The 14,202-nt window shown below is 46.6% G+C and carries 9 protein-coding genes and 6 pseudogenes; 12 read left to right on the forward strand and 3 right to left on the reverse strand.

Features of this window, described 5'->3' with window-relative positions:
* Window positions 1–121: 121 nt before the first annotated feature.
* The 4 genes and pseudogenes from JCM10519_RS12355 to JCM10519_RS12365 all read left to right on the forward strand — a co-directional run bounded on the left by JCM10519_RS12355 (window position 122) and on the right by JCM10519_RS12365 (window position 2,335).
* The gene (locus JCM10519_RS12355; RefSeq protein WP_347844036.1) at window positions 122–721 is read left to right on the forward strand and encodes a transporter substrate-binding domain-containing protein; all 600 of its coding nucleotides are present in this window, start codon (window positions 122–124) and stop codon (window positions 719–721) included.
* On the forward strand, window positions 655–894 hold the full coding sequence (locus JCM10519_RS29460) for a transporter substrate-binding domain-containing protein (RefSeq protein WP_347844037.1): 240 nt from the start codon (window positions 655–657) through the stop codon (window positions 892–894). The genes JCM10519_RS12355 and JCM10519_RS29460 overlap by 67 nt, the downstream gene beginning before the upstream one ends.
* A gap of 18 nt (window positions 895–912) precedes the next feature.
* Window positions 913–1,606: pseudogene (locus JCM10519_RS12360) on the forward strand (amino acid ABC transporter permease).
* A 16-nt stretch (window positions 1,607–1,622) separates the two neighbouring features.
* Window positions 1,623–2,335: pseudogene (locus JCM10519_RS12365) on the forward strand (amino acid ABC transporter ATP-binding protein).
* A 161-nt stretch (window positions 2,336–2,496) separates the two neighbouring features.
* Here the strand turns inward: JCM10519_RS12365 and JCM10519_RS12370 are convergent.
* Both JCM10519_RS12370 and JCM10519_RS12375 read right to left on the reverse strand, forming a co-directional pair.
* Window positions 2,497–2,697, reverse strand: a complete 201-nt coding sequence (locus JCM10519_RS12370; protein ID WP_054739516.1) for a hypothetical protein — start codon at window positions 2,695–2,697, stop codon at window positions 2,497–2,499.
* On the reverse strand, window positions 2,694–3,689 hold the full coding sequence (locus tag JCM10519_RS12375; protein WP_054739518.1) for a metallophosphoesterase: 996 nt from the start codon (window positions 3,687–3,689) through the stop codon (window positions 2,694–2,696). Before JCM10519_RS12375 ends, JCM10519_RS12370 begins: the two co-directional genes overlap by 4 nt.
* A gap of 405 nt (window positions 3,690–4,094) precedes the next feature.
* On the opposite strand from JCM10519_RS12375, the gene JCM10519_RS12380 reads away from it, so the two are divergent.
* From JCM10519_RS12380 to JCM10519_RS12400, 5 genes and pseudogenes are all read left to right on the forward strand, one after another.
* The gene (locus tag JCM10519_RS12380) at window positions 4,095–5,453 is read left to right on the forward strand and encodes an aldehyde dehydrogenase family protein (protein ID WP_054739520.1); all 1,359 of its coding nucleotides are present in this window, start codon (window positions 4,095–4,097) and stop codon (window positions 5,451–5,453) included.
* Window positions 5,454–5,464: 11 nt separating this feature from the next.
* On the forward strand, window positions 5,465–6,580 hold the full coding sequence (locus tag JCM10519_RS12385; RefSeq protein WP_054739523.1) for an iron-containing alcohol dehydrogenase: 1,116 nt from the start codon (window positions 5,465–5,467) through the stop codon (window positions 6,578–6,580).
* A gap of 26 nt (window positions 6,581–6,606) precedes the next feature.
* Window positions 6,607–8,054 (forward strand): annotated as a pseudogene (locus JCM10519_RS12390) (4-hydroxyphenylacetate 3-hydroxylase family protein).
* Window positions 8,055–8,094: 40 nt separating this feature from the next.
* Window positions 8,095–9,407: pseudogene (locus tag JCM10519_RS12395) on the forward strand (acetyl-CoA hydrolase/transferase C-terminal domain-containing protein).
* Between the two features lie 4 nt (window positions 9,408–9,411).
* Window positions 9,412–10,732, forward strand: a pseudogene (locus JCM10519_RS12400) (acetyl-CoA hydrolase/transferase C-terminal domain-containing protein).
* 101 nt (window positions 10,733–10,833) lie between these two features.
* Here the strand turns inward: JCM10519_RS12400 and JCM10519_RS12405 are convergent.
* Complete coding sequence (locus JCM10519_RS12405) at window positions 10,834–11,121, reverse strand: NifU family protein (RefSeq protein ID WP_054739525.1); 288 nt, start codon at window positions 11,119–11,121, stop codon at window positions 10,834–10,836.
* Between the two features lie 114 nt (window positions 11,122–11,235).
* Here JCM10519_RS12405 and JCM10519_RS12410 point away from each other — a divergent pair, with 114 nt between their 5' ends.
* The 3 genes and pseudogenes from JCM10519_RS12410 to JCM10519_RS12420 all read left to right on the forward strand — a co-directional run bounded on the left by JCM10519_RS12410 (window position 11,236) and on the right by JCM10519_RS12420 (window position 14,189).
* Entirely contained in the window at window positions 11,236–12,159 is a 924-nt protein-coding gene (locus JCM10519_RS12410) for a LysR family transcriptional regulator (RefSeq protein ID WP_347844038.1), read from the forward strand.
* 81 nt (window positions 12,160–12,240) lie between these two features.
* Window positions 12,241–13,394 (forward strand): annotated as a pseudogene (locus JCM10519_RS12415) (acyl-CoA dehydrogenase).
* Window positions 13,395–13,406: 12 nt separating this feature from the next.
* Window positions 13,407–14,189, forward strand: coding sequence for an electron transfer flavoprotein subunit beta (locus tag JCM10519_RS12420; protein WP_054739528.1), 783 nt, complete (start codon window positions 13,407–13,409; stop codon window positions 14,187–14,189).
* Window positions 14,190–14,202: the final 13 nt, after the last annotated feature.

Here is a 14,202-nt window from a genome sequence, read left to right on the forward strand (position 1 = left end):
AGAAAAAATAAGAATCTTCTTCTTATAAGTACTTGATTAATTTCGAAAATGCTATATAATGTATAACTGACACTTTATTTAATAATTATGCATATTTGTGCATATAAGAGGAGGAATCATTATGAAAAAGAATGTAATTGCTATGGCGGGTGTTGTATGCATGGCAGCTTTATTAACTGCCTGTGCTGGTTCCGGAACAAAGACAGAGACAACTGCTGAAGGACAGAAAGAGGCTGCAGGAAAGCTGGTTATGGTAACCAATGCAGAATTTCCGCCCTATGAATATTATGATAATAACGAAATCGTTGGAATTGATGCGGATATTGCAAGAGCAATCGCTGATAAGATGGGTATGGAGCTGGAGATTCAGGATATGGCCTTTGATTCCCTGATCCCGGCTGTTCAGTCCGGTAAGGGAGACTTTACTGCTGCCGGTATGACCATCAATGATGACCGTAAGAAGAATGTTGATTTTACCGATACTTATGCAGAAGCAGCTCAGGTAATCATTGTTAAGGAAGACAGCGAGATCAAAACACCGGATGATTTAACGGGAAAGAAGATCGGCGTACAGACCGGCACCACCGGTGATATTTATGCAGAGGATATTGAGGAGCGGACGTTCAGCGTTTTAATAAGGGAATGGAAGCAGTCATGTCCCTTTCTCAGGGCAAAATTGATGCAGTCATCATTGACCGTGAGCCTGCAAAGGTATTTGTAGAGCAAAATGCCGGATTGGTGATCCTTGACGAAGCATTTACCGAGGAAGAATATGCCATTGCAATTAAAAAGGACAACAAAGAGCTGTTAGACAAAATGAACGGAGCCATTAGGGAATTAAAGGAATCCGGCGAATTGAAGAAGATCGTGGATAAATACATTACCGCAGAATAATAAAAAAGGAAGAGTGCCATGTGGGAAAAGCTAATAGATGATTTTTATCAGAATTTTATCGTGGATAACCGTTGGAAATACATTACCGGCGGTCTGCAAAACACGTTAAAGATCACGTTTTTTTGCAGTTTTGATCGGTATTTTACTGGGATTTCTGGTTGCCATCATACGATCAACCTATGAAAATACCCATAAGCTGAAAATACTAAATGCAATCTGCAACGTTTATCTGACGGTGATCCGTGGTACGCCGGTGGTTGTACAGCTTATGATCGTGTATTTCGTCATCTTTGCATCCACGAATCCGGGCCAGGTGCCTACGGCCATTCTGGCGTTTGGAATCAATTCTGGCGCCTATGTGGCGGAAATCTTCCGGAGCGGTATCAGTTCTATTGAAAAGGGACAGTTTGAGGCCGGCCGCAGCCTGGGCTTTAATTACGCCCAGACCATGTGGTTCATCGTCATGCCCCAGGCCTTTAAAAATGTGGTACCTACCCTTGCGAATGAATTCATCGTACTTTTAAAGGAGACTTCTGTAGCGGGGTACATAGGGCTGCAGGATTTGACCAAGGGCGGCGATATCATTAAGAGCCGAACCTTTTCTGCATTTATGCCTCTGGTTGCAGTGGCCGTTATTTATCTGGTTATGGTTATGATATTTTCATATCTCGTAAAATTACTGGAGAGGAGGCTGCACAGAAGTGAGCATTGATAGAATGGAAAAACCCCTGATTCAGGTACAGAACCTGGGTAAAAAGTTTGGTGAGGCAGAAGTGCTTAAGGACATTTCCGTCGATATTTATAAAGGGGATGTGGTATGCGTCATTGGGCCTTCCGGTTCAGGAAAGAGCACATTTCTTCGCTGCTTAAACCGTCTGGAAGAACCAACCGGAGGACACATCCTGTTTGAGGGCGTGGACATTGTAGATAAGAAAACCGACATTGATAAGCACCGTCAGAAGATGGGAATGGTGTTCCAGCAGTTTAACCTGTTTCCCCATATGACTATTTTAAAGAATCTGACCCTTGCGCCCATAAAGCTTCAGGGACGCAGCGGGAAGGAAGCGGAGGAGCAGGCTTTAGGGCTTCTTAATAAGGTAGGGCTTGCAGATCGGGCGGATTCCTATCCCAACCAGTTATCCGGCGGACAGAAGCAGCGTATTGCCATTGTCCGCGCCCTGTGCATGAATCCTGATGTAATGCTGTTTGACGAACCGACCTCTGCTCTTGATCCTGAGATGGTCGGTGAGTTTTAAATGTAATGCGGGAGCTGGCCGAAGAGCGGATGACCATGGTCGTGGTCACTCATGAAATGGGCTTTGCCAGAGAAGTGGCAACCCGGGTCATGTTCATGGACGGCGGTTATTTCCTGGAAGAAAATGAACCGGAGGAATTTTTTGCAAATCCGCAAAATGACAGACTGAAACTTTTTTTTAAGTAAAGTGCTTTAAAAACTAAAGCTGCTGTAAGATCAACTGATTAGGATTTAATCAGTTGATTTTACAGCAGCAATTTTAATCTTCTTTTTTTCACTTCTACCTTCTGCTTCCCTTATACTGTGGGAACACCTTAAAACAGCTTGATCGATCTCATTAGAATCCGTTAACACATAGGAACCTGGACTGCTTTTTCAGGTTTTATTTTTGTAATACTGCCATCTTGTTCATAAACACATGCGTCTACGCAATTATATGAACCGCAATGGCTGATCATCACGAAATTGGCAGTTGTGCCCGAGTCTGCATTTACATCAATCCATGTTCCTGAATTGGCATAAATTTTTTGTTTTTCCTTTCCATTCATAAATAACCTTTTTTTGCATCATGTGTATGTCCAAAAACGACGATATCAATTGTTTTGTTTGTCTGGAAATATTGGTTATATGCCTGATCATCAACCAGGGATACAATATCATCTACCTCTGCCTTTGCCTCTTTACAGAAAGGAATCGGAACGCAGACCTCGTTGATCTGCTGGATTTCTGCCCAATCTCTTTGAAAGTTGGGATACAGATAAGCTGTTATCTCTCCATTTTTTAATGAGGGGGTTATATCTGCTGCTGAATAATATCCATTGTATCCATCAATTGTAATAGGCAGTATTTTTGAATTAAAACCATCATTTAATGGCAAAAGTCCAAATGCTGCGGCCCAGTCTTTATAATACAGATAAGCGTTGTATTGATCTTTATTACAACGATCAGGTTCCTGCAAAATGGAATAGCCTTCTGCTGCCGATGTCACTGCCAGCCTTGCAAGTATATAGCCCTGTGGAAGAATCGATGGATAGCTTCCGGTGATAAATTTGTTAGACACCTGATTTGGTGCATTTATCAAATCATATCTGTGACCATGTTCAATAAGAATTTCATTCTGGCAGCCGGTTCTATATCTGCCTGCGCCTCTGGCATCCCGGGCCTGATAGATACCAGGAAAAATTTCGTCTGCAATGCCTGGACTAAATAACATATCATGGTTTCCCGGAATATAAGTTACTTTTGTTTTACCAGCTTGTATGATATGATTGATCGCATCTACTACAATCTGATTATTGCGTGCAACTTTTCTATAAAATTCATCTGAATCTGTATAAACCGGATAATCGGCCGGCAATATCCATTCATCGAACAGATCACCATTTAAAACCAGTTCTTTCACATCAGGCATTGAAGCTACATGATCAAGAAATGAAACGAAACGTGGACGGTTCTTAACTGTCCATGAGAATCTGTCATCGATACCTAAGTGGGTATCACTTATGATAATCGTTTTTTTCACATTCTGGTAAATTTTCAAAATATTGTTTACTCATGATTGTCACCTCATTTAATACAATTTGTTTGACAGCCGTTCTGAAGAACAGCTGATATCATAAGAATCTGCTATACAATATAAATATGGCAATGGGGATATATCTGATGCGTATATGATTTTCCATAATTTATATAAGACCTGTTTCCCCATATGATTCTGTGCTGAGAGGATTCTCTGTATTAGCATCGTTCCTCTTATAACGGGAGATCCTGTAAGTAAATTTGGTCAAGTCTGATACCGTCACAAAAGTGGCGGTTTTTTATTTATGCTTTTTCATTCAAAAATCCTATCATAATCAATTAATTATTAGTATTTTTCAACAAAGATAAATTGTGTTAAAATAAAAACATGAATGTTAAAAAAATAACTTGAAGGGAGTAACAAAGGATGGGTTCTTATGTTCAGACATTGGTTGAGCGGTCCAGAAAGGCACAGGAGATATTGGCCACTTATGACCAGGCCAAAACAGATGAGATTGTAAAGATGTTCGCAAAAGTGGTCTTCGACCATGCAGAGCCGTTGGCAAAGCTGGCTGTGGAGGAAAGCCGCATGGGAGTTTATGAAGACAAGATTATGAAAAACAAGGGGAAATCCAGGATTATCTGGAATGCGATGAAAGGCAGGAAATCTGTTGGGATCATCGGAAAAGACGAAGAGGCAGGAATCATTGAGCTGGCAAAGCCAATGGGCATCATTGCGGCAGCCACTCCCTGTACGAATCCGGTGGTCACACCCATGTGCAATGCCATGTTTGCTGTTAAATGCCAAAATACTATTATCATCGCTCCTCATCCCAGAGGCAGGAAATGCGCGGCAGCAGTAGCGGATCTGTATTATAAGGAATTAGACCGTATGGGCGTGCCAAGAGATATCTTTCTTGTTATGGAGGAGCCCAGTGTAGAACTGACCACAGAGCTTATGGCAGCCTGTGACGCCGTGATAGCGACCGGCGGTATGGCAATGGTGAAGTCTGCATATTCCAGCGGAAAGCCCAGCTATGGCGTTGGTCCGGGCAATGTACAGGGATTGATTGACGAAGGAATCGATTACAAAGCAGCAGCAGGCCGTATGATTGCCAGCCGTATCTTTGACAATGGAATCATCTGCTCCGGTACCCAGAGCATTATCGCTCCTGAGAAAGATTATGAAAAGATCATGAAGGAGTTTGAGGACCAGGGGGCGTATTTTATTGACGATCCGGCCGTAACCTCTAAGCTGGCGGAAGTGGTGTTCCCAGGCGGAAACATCAGTAAGCATGTGGTGGGCCAGTCAGTACAGGCCATTGCAGGGCTGGCAGGGATCTCCATACCTGAGGACAGAAAGGTGATTGTTGTCAAGCCGGAAAAATATGGAGCAGGAGTTGTGTGGAGCAAGGAGAAAATGTGCCCCATAATGGCTGCTTACAGCTACAAAACCTGGGAGGAAGCCGTAGACATTGCTTATCAGAACCTGTTGGTGGAAGGAGAAGGTCATTCTGCTGATATTCAGTCGGACAATCGGGAACACGTCGAATATGCAGGTGTGAAGCTTCCCGTAAGCCGGGTAATGGTCAACCAGACCAGCTCCAGCATGGCAGGCGGGGCCTTTGCCAATTCCTTAAATCCCACCACAACTTTAGGCTGCGGAAGCTGGGGCAATAACGCCATCAGTGAAAACCTGTTTTATACCCATCTGATGAATAAGAGCAGGATCGTTCTGATTAAGAAGAACTGGAAGCAGCCGTCAGATGAAGAGATTTTTTCATAGGGAGAGCCGTCATGACAGAATTAATATTAAATACACAGATCTCTTACTACGATACCTGCGCTGAATTCGCAAAAGAATTTAAACTTGGAAGAGGCGATCTGGTATTGACCAATGAATACATATACAATCCCTGTTTTGGAAATATGGGACTGGAAGTGGAGACGATTTTCCAGGAAGAGTACGGCAGCGGAGAACCTACGGACATTATGGTGGACCAGATCCTTGAAGCAGCAGAGAAAATGGATTGCCAGAGGATTATTGCCATAGGAGGCGGTACGGTCATCGACATAGCCAAAGTTCTGGCTGTTTCGACAGGAGAATCTCTGGATTCCCTGTATGAGGCGCCGGCTTCTGCGAAAAAGAGAAGGAAGCTGGTGATTCTTCCCACTACCTGCGGTACGGGCAGTGAAGTGACCAATATTTCCATTATCAACAGGACCAGGCTGGGAACGAAAATGGGCCTTGTATCACCTGCCATGTATGCGGATGATGCGGTGCTGGTTCCGGAGCTTTTAAACGGACTTCCCTTTGGCGTATTTGCAGCCAGTTCCATTGACGCCCTGGTCCACGCTGTGGAATCCAGCTTATCTCCCAAGGCTACGCCTTATACGAAGCTGTTCGGATACAAGGCTATTGAAATGATCATTAAGGGGTATCAGAAAATAGCGGCTGAGGGAAGGGAAGCATTAAAACCCCTTATGAAAGATTTCCTCATTGCCAGTAATTATGCGGGTATTGCTTTTGGGACCGCCGGTTGTGCGGCAGTCCATGCCACCAGCTATCCTCTTGGAGGCAGCTATCACGTGGCTCATGGGGAAAGCAATTATGCCATGTTTACCGGAGTGTTAAAAAACTATATGGAAATACGCAGAGACGGGGAAATAGCAGTCTTAAACCAGTGCCTTTCCGGACTTTTGGGCTGTGGGGAGGAAGAGGTCTATGATAAGCTGGATGAACTTCTGGGAACGGTCCTTCCTAAGAAGTCCCTCCATGAATACGGCGTAAAGCCGGAGGAGCTTCCGGTGTTTGCAAAGAGCGTTATGGAGCGTCAGGGGAGGCTTATGGCCAACAATTTTGTACCCCTGGATGAAGAGAGGGTTTTAAAAATCTACAGGGAACTATATTGATTTTGAATTAAAAGGGGGAAACAGCAATGGCATTGATGACAGGGGAAGAGTATGTAGAAAGCATACGCAAAATGAAACTGAATGTTTATATGTTCGGAGAGAAAATTGAAAATCCGGTTGACAACCCGATTTTACGGCCATCTCTTAATTCGGTAAAGGCGACCTATGATTTGGCGCAGATGCCGGAACATGAGGATCTGATGACCGTGACCTTGGAGGATGGCCGGAAGATCAACCGTTTTGCCAATATTCACAGGAATACGGATGATTTAATAAAAAAAAGTAAAGATGCAGAGGCTCTGCGGCCAGAAGACAGCAGCCTGTTTTCAGCGGTGTGTGGGAATGGATGCATTTAATGCAGTATGGTCCACCACCTATGAGATTGATAAGGAGTACTCCACCCATTACCATGAGAATTTTAAGAATTACCTCCGCATGGTACAGGACAATGATTATACGGTGGATGGCGCAATGACCGACCCAAAGGGCGACAGAAGCCTGGCCCCTCATGCTCAGCCTGATCTGGATATGTATCTCCGGGTGGTGGAGCGGCGTGAGGATGGAATCGTAGTCCGGGGGGCAAAGGCCCACCAGACGGGTATCATCAATTCCCAGGAGGTAATCGTCATGCCTACCGTAGCCATGGGGCCGGACGATAAGGATTTTGCCGTATCCTTTGCGGTGCCAACGGACGCAGAAGGCATTACCATGATAATCGGAAGGCAGTCCTGCGATACCAGAAAGCTGGAAGGCTCTTCCATGGATGTGGGAAACAGTGAATTCGGAGGCGTGGAAGCCTGGTTGTGTTTGACGATGTGTTCGTACCCAATGACAGGATTTTCTTAAATGGGGAGTATGAGTTTGCCGGCATGCTGGTGGAACGCTTTGCAGGCTATCACAGGCAGTCCTATGGCGGCTGCAAGGTGGGAGTGGAGATGTTCTGATCGGAGCCACTGCACTGGCTGCGGATTATAACGGAGTGCCGAAAGCTTCCCACATTAAGGATAAACTGATTGAAATGGTCCATTTAAATGAGACTCTCTATTGCTGCGGAATTGCCTGTTCTGCGGAAGGCAGTCCTACGGAGTCAGGAAACTATCTGATCGATCTTTTGCTTGCCAACGTATGCAAGCAGAATGTTACCAGATACCCCTATGAGATCGCGCGGCTGGCGGAAGATATTGCAGGTGGCATTATGGTGACCGCGCCTTCTGAAAAGGATTTGAAAAGCCCGGTGGTCGGCCCGATGGTGGAGAAATACTTAAAAGGAGCAGCTGGCGTTTCTACAGAAAACCGCCTTAAGGTTCTGCGCCTGATCGAGAATCTGACCCTTGGAACAGCAGCAGTGGGTTACCGGACAGAATCCATGCATGGAGCCGGCTCTCCCCAGGCACAGAGGATCATGATTTCCCGCCAGGGCAACATTGGAAAGAAGAAACAGCTTGCAAAAGAAATTGCAAAGATCCGGGATTAAAGCGGTTTTTAAATGGATTTAAACAGGGAGGTTTGGGAGGATGAATTGGAAAGAACTATATTTGTCAAAACTTAAGACTGCGGAAGAGGCAGTGAAGATCATCAAGTCCGGCGACCGGGTGGTAATCGGCCATGCGGTGGGAGAGCCGGTGAAACTGGTAGATGCCATGGTGGACTATGCTGTAAAAATGGATTTGAAAGATATTGAGATCAACCAGCAGATCGATATGGGGCATTCACTTTATGCCCGGCCGGGAATGGAAAAACATTTCAGGCAGAACAGTTTTTTTCTGGGGGCCAATACCAGAGACTGTGTCAACAGCGGCCGGGGAGATTTTACGCCCTGTTTCTTTTACCAGATACCGGAATTGTTCCGCTCTTCTTTAAAGCCGGATGTGCTTCTGGCAACCTTCTCCCTGCCGGATGAGCACGGGTACTGCAGCTTTGGTGTAGCCTGTGACTATACCAAGCCGGCCGCGGAGATCGAGGGAGTAACGGTGATTGGGGTATTAAATTCCACCATGCCAAGGACTCACGGAGACTGCTTTATACATATCAGTGACATTGACGTGATCGTGGAAGACGATACGCCGGTAACGCAGCTGCCCATTCCTGAGAGCGGTGACGTGGAACTGGCCATTGGAGAGCATATTGCTTCTTTAATAAAGGATGGGGACTGCTTGCAGCTTGGAATTGGGGCTATACCTGATGCTGTTTTAAAATTCCTGGGAGACAAGAAAAATCTGGGGATCCATTCGGAAATGCTGTCCGACGGCATTGTGGATTTATATGAGAAAGGTGTTGTTAACTGCAGTGCCAAGAACTTTAACCAGGATAAGATGGTGGTGTCCTTCCTTATGGGAACCAGGCGGCTGTACGACTTTGCAGATGACAACCCCTCCATTTACATGGCTCCGGTGGATTATGTCAATAATCCCGCAATCATAGGGCGCAATGATAACATGGTATCCATCAATTCATCTCTGGAAGTGAATTTAATGGGTGAGGCCTGTTCGGAAGCTATGGGCTTAAAGCAGTTTTCCGGAATCGGCGGGCAGGTGGACTTTATCCGGGGAGCCGCGTTCTCAAAGGGCGGACGTTCCATCCTTGCTTTTTCCTCCACTGCGAAAAGGGTACCATTTCAAGGATCGTCCCCTTTTTGACTCATGGGGCGACTGTGACCACGTGCAGAAATGACGTTGACTATATTGTGACGGAATATGGGATCGCTAAGATGAAGGGCCATACCTTAAGAGACAGGGCCCGTCAGCTGATCCGGATCGCTGCTCCCCAGTTCAGGGAGGAGCTTGCACAGGAGTATGAAAACGTTTCCGAAAAATACCTGGAGGTGTAGGAATATGGACTGGAGAGAAATATATGCTTCAAAGCTGAAAACGCCAAAAGAGGCTGTGAAGGAGATCCATTCCGGAGATACGGTGCTGATTGCCCATGCGGCTTCGGAGCCCGGAGTTCTTGTGGATGCTATGGTGGATTATGCGGTAGAACAGGATTTGAGGAACATACGCATTGTCCAGCAGCATGATTTAGGGCCATGTAAGTATTTAGGGCCTGGAATGGAGCGGCATTTCAGTTTTAACAACCTGTTTGTAGGCCCTGCCAGCAGAAACCACATTGCAGCGGGAAAAGGGGATTATACGCCCTGCTTCTTTTATCAGATTCCGGATTATGTGGTAAATGTGGAGCCTGCGGATGTTTTTTTAGTCACCCTGTCTCTGCCGGATGAGCACGGCTATTGCAGCTATGGCATTTCCTGTGATTTTGCAAAGGAAGCGGGACAAAACCCAAGGACCAGGGTGATCGGGTCCGTGAATCCCAATATGCCAAGGGTAATGGGAGATAATTTTATCCATGTCAGCAGCTGGCTGCCATTGTGGAAAGTGATGAACCGGTCCTTGAACATGGAAATTCCAAGATCGGCGAGACAGAGGCTGCTATTGGCTGTCACATTGCTTCCCTTGTAAGATGGAGACTGCCTCCAGCTTGGGATCGGCGCCATACCGGATGCGGTTTTAAGGTGCCTGGACGATAAAAAGGATCTGGGAATCCATTCCGAGATGGTTTCCGACGGAGTGGTGGATTTGTATGAAAAAGGAGTCATTACAGGAAAAAGGAAGAACATTGACAAAGGGAAAATGGTCGTTACCTTTATGCTGGGCACAAGAAGGCTCTATGACTTTGTAGATGACAACCCGGCCGTGTCCTTAATGCCTGTCAGCTATGTAAACGATCCCTTTATCATAAGCCAGAATGACAATGTGGTATCCATAAATTCTGCGCTGCAGGTGGACTTGATGGGGCAGGTGTGTGCAGAGGCCATTGGATTAAAGCAGTATTCCGCAGTGGGAGGACAGGTGGACTTTGTGAGAGGTGCAGCCGCTTCTAAGGGCGGGCGCTCCATTATCGCATTCCCTTCTACTACAAAGGGAGGAACCGTATCGAAAGTCGTTCCTTTCCTGTCGGAGGGAGCAGCTGTAACCACCAGCAGAAATGATGTGGACTATATTGTGACGGAATACGGAATCGCCCGTATGAAGGGAAAGACATTGAGGGAAAGGGCCAGAGCGCTGGTAAGGATTGCCCACGAACTTTCAGGAGGGGCTTAAAGAAGAATTTGAAAAACGTTTTTCGGAGCCGTTTTGCGACGAAAAAGCCTTGTAATATCTTTGAATCTATGGTATGTAAGAAATGCCGGGTCCTACAGAAATGCCCGGTTTCCGGTCCGGAGGAATATAATCCGGACCGGGACTGTAAATTTGTCTTTAAGAAGGAAGCCCAAGCAGTTTCCTTGCCGCATCCAGTAATTCCTGGCTTGTTTCTTCTACCAGGACCACATCTGCGACAGAGGGAAATGCGGTTTTGATTTCAGCTGCGATCAGTTCTTCACTGGTGCGGCTGGCAGCGGGACATCCGGAGCATCTGCCGGTCAACCGGACTTTTAAAATGTCATTTTCAAAGCTCAGTACCGTGACGTTGCCTTCGTGCTCCGCCAAAGCCGGGCGTACCTTCTTATTGAGGATCATTTCAATTTGCTCTCTTGTTGCTTTCATGGCGAACCTCCTTTTGAAATAGTTTAACAGCAGGAAGGAGACTTTGTCAATCCGGCGACTGATACGAATATCTGATGAATACAGATAGGAAAAACCAATAAAAGAAAAGAGGGAATGGTATGTCGGCTAATTTTGAACATTACAAGGTTTTTTTATTATGTGGCAAAGTATAAGAACTTCACAAGGGCGGCCAATGCTCTTTTAACCAGTCAGCCATCAGTGACCTGCTATATACAGAACTTAGAAAACGTGCTGGGCTGCAAGCTGTTTATACGGTCGAAAAAGGGCGTTGTTCTGACTAGTCAGGGAGAACTGCTTTACAGCTATGTGGAACCTGCCTGCAGGCAGCTCATGCTGGGAGAGGAAGCCTTAAAGGAGAGCCTGGGAAAACATAGCGAGCAGATTAACGTGGGAGCCACTCAGATGGCCATGCATTCCTATCTGCTTACAGGGCTTCATGAGTTTCAAGAACAATTTCCCCAGGTCAGGTTAAACATTTTCACCTATAACACGCCCCAGACCTTAAGCGAACTAAAGGCGGGGAAAATTGATCTGGGAATTATTACAACACCGTTTTACTGTGATGAGAACATAAAGGCAGTTAAGGTAAAGACCTTCCGCAGCCTGCTGGCGGGAGGAAAGAAGTATGAGGAATACGGCGGAAAAACCAGTTTCCTTTCAGAACTTTCGTCACTCCCGCTGATAACCATGTCAGGCAGTACAACTACCTTTGCCTTTTTTCAGGAATTTTACCATTCCTGCGGCCTGGTCATGCAGCCGGCCATTGAAGTGGCGGGAATTGACTTAGTTCTTCCGGTAATCATGAAAAACTTAGGAATTGGATTTGTTCCCGAAGAGCTGGCCCAGCCGGCCCTTGAAAAGGGAGAGATCGTAGAAATAAAGCTGCATGAACAGATACCGGAGCGGAGCATCTGCATTGTCAGCGACAGCCGCCGGCCATTAAGCCTGGCTGCAAAGCAGCTTCAGCAGATGCTGGAAGACAATGTTGAGATGACACAATATCCACGAAAGCAATGAGCAGTGGGAAATGCGGCAGAAAAAGATTTTCGTTTTGCCAGCTGCACTGCGGACTTATCATCTAAGAAAAGGAGCGTAAGCATGGATTTCAATTTATCGAAAAAAACACCATCTCGCCAGGACCCTGTTTCAGCATTTTGCTGAAAGTGAGGTAAAGCCCTTAGCTCAGGAGACCGACGAGACGGAAAAGTTTCCGAAATCAACCGTTGAAAAGATGGCAGAATACGGATTCCTGGGGATTCCGGTCCCAAGGGAATACGGCGGCCAGGGATGTGATCCCCTTACATACGTTATGTGCGTGGAAGAACTTGCCAAGGTATGTGCGACCACTGCCGTCATTGTATCTGCCCACACGTCTCTTTGTATTGATCCCATACTTACCTATGGGACGGAAGCACAGAAGAAAAAAAATATATCCCTGACCTGGCTTCCGGAAAGAAGCTTGGCGCCTTTGGACTGACGGAGGCCGGGGCTGGAACCGACGCCAGGGACAGCAGACAAAGGCAGTATTGGATGGAGACCACTGGGTGTTAAATGGCTCCAAGTGCTTTATCACCAATGGAAAAGAAGCGGATATTTACGTAATTATTGCTGTGACCGGCACCGTGGAAAAGCGGGGGAAAAAGATGAAGGAAATCTCTGCCTTTCTCGTGGAAAAGGGAACCATGGGCTTTTCCTTCGGGACAAAGGAAAAGAAAATGGGGATCAGGGGATCTTCTACCTATGAACTCATTTTCACGGACTGCCGCATCCCTAAGGAAAACCTGCTTGGAATCCAGGGAAAGGGATTTCAGATCGCCATGCATACCTTAGACGGCGGCAGGATCGGCATTGCTGCCCAGGCCCTGGGAATTGCGGAAGGAGCATTTGATTCCACGGTGAAATACGTTATGGAAAGAAAGCAGTTTGGACGAAGCATCGGCCAGTTCCAGAATACCCAGTTTCAGTTGGCAGATATGGCGGCCAGGATCGAAGCGGCCAGGCTGCTGGTTTACAAGGCTGCGATGGCAAAAGCAACACAAAAGAATTACAGCGTGGAAGCCGCCATGGCAAAGCTATATGCGGCGGAGGCTGCCATGGAGGTGACCACAAAAGCGGTCCAGCTCCATGGTGGTTACGGATATATCAGGGAATACGAAGTAGAACGGATGATGCGGGATGCCAAAATCACGGAGATATACGAAGGAACCTCGGAGGTGCAGCGCATGGTCATATCCGGGAATATTTTAAAATAAGGAGGACTTGTTGTGAAAATTGTAGTATGTATCAAACAGGTACCTGATACAAAGAACGGGGTAAGATTCAAGCCGGATGGCACTCTGGACCGGGGGGCCATGGCAAGTGTCATGAACCCGGACGACAAAGCAGGACTGGAGGCAGCCCTTCGCATAAAGGACCGGCACGGCGGGGAAGTGACTGCCATTACCATGGGACTTCCAAAAGCGGAGGAGGTTTTGCGTGAGGCCCTGGCCATGGGAGCGGATAAGGGGATCTTAATAACGGACCGGGTGCTGGGAGGAGCCGATACCTGGGCGACTTCCTCCACATTGGCAGGCGCCATTAGAAATCTGGAATATGATCTGATTATTACAGGCCGTCAGGCCATAGACGGAGATACGGCACAGGTGGGGCCACAGCTTTCCGAACATTTAGGCATTCCGGTTATTTCCTATGCCCAGAATATCCGGGTAGAGGGAGACTGTGTGGTTGTGGAGCGCCAGTTTGAGGACCGGTATCACGTTTTAAAGGCAAAGCTTCCCTGCCTGATCACAGCGCTTTCCGAGCTGAACGAGCCGCGTTACATGACTCCGGGCGGTATCTTTGATGCGTATGAAGCGGAAATCACGGTATGGGGCAGAGGAGATTTAAAAGACGTAGCTGACACGGACATTGGATTAAAAGGCTCACCCACCCAGATAGCAAAGGCTTCCGACAAGGTAAAAAAGGGGACGGGAGAGATGATAAGTGGAAGTCCTGGAGAATCTGCGGCGTTTATTGTAGAAAAGTTAAAGGAAAGACATGTTATTTAGCGTAATAGATGGG

The sequence above is a fragment of the Clostridium sp. NkU-1 genome (assembly GCA_001312405.1).

Coding starts and splice junctions, on each gene's coding strand:
- JCM10519_RS12385 (WP_054739523.1), top strand. CDS start 5,465: ATGACAGAATTAATATTAAATACACAGATCTCTTACTACGATACCTGC.
- JCM10519_RS12370 (WP_054739516.1), bottom strand. CDS start 2,697: ATGAATGGAAAGGAAAAACAAAAAATTTATGCCAATTCAGGAACATGG.
- JCM10519_RS12405 (WP_054739525.1), bottom strand. CDS start 11,121: ATGAAAGCAACAAGAGAGCAAATTGAAATGATCCTCAATAAGAAGGTA.
- JCM10519_RS12380 (WP_054739520.1), top strand. CDS start 4,095: ATGGGTTCTTATGTTCAGACATTGGTTGAGCGGTCCAGAAAGGCACAG.
- JCM10519_RS12355 (WP_347844036.1), top strand. CDS start 122: ATGAAAAAGAATGTAATTGCTATGGCGGGTGTTGTATGCATGGCAGCT.
- JCM10519_RS12410 (WP_347844038.1), top strand. CDS start 11,236: ATGGTATGTCGGCTAATTTTGAACATTACAAGGTTTTTTTATTATGTG.
- JCM10519_RS29460 (WP_347844037.1), top strand. CDS start 655: ATGTCCCTTTCTCAGGGCAAAATTGATGCAGTCATCATTGACCGTGAG.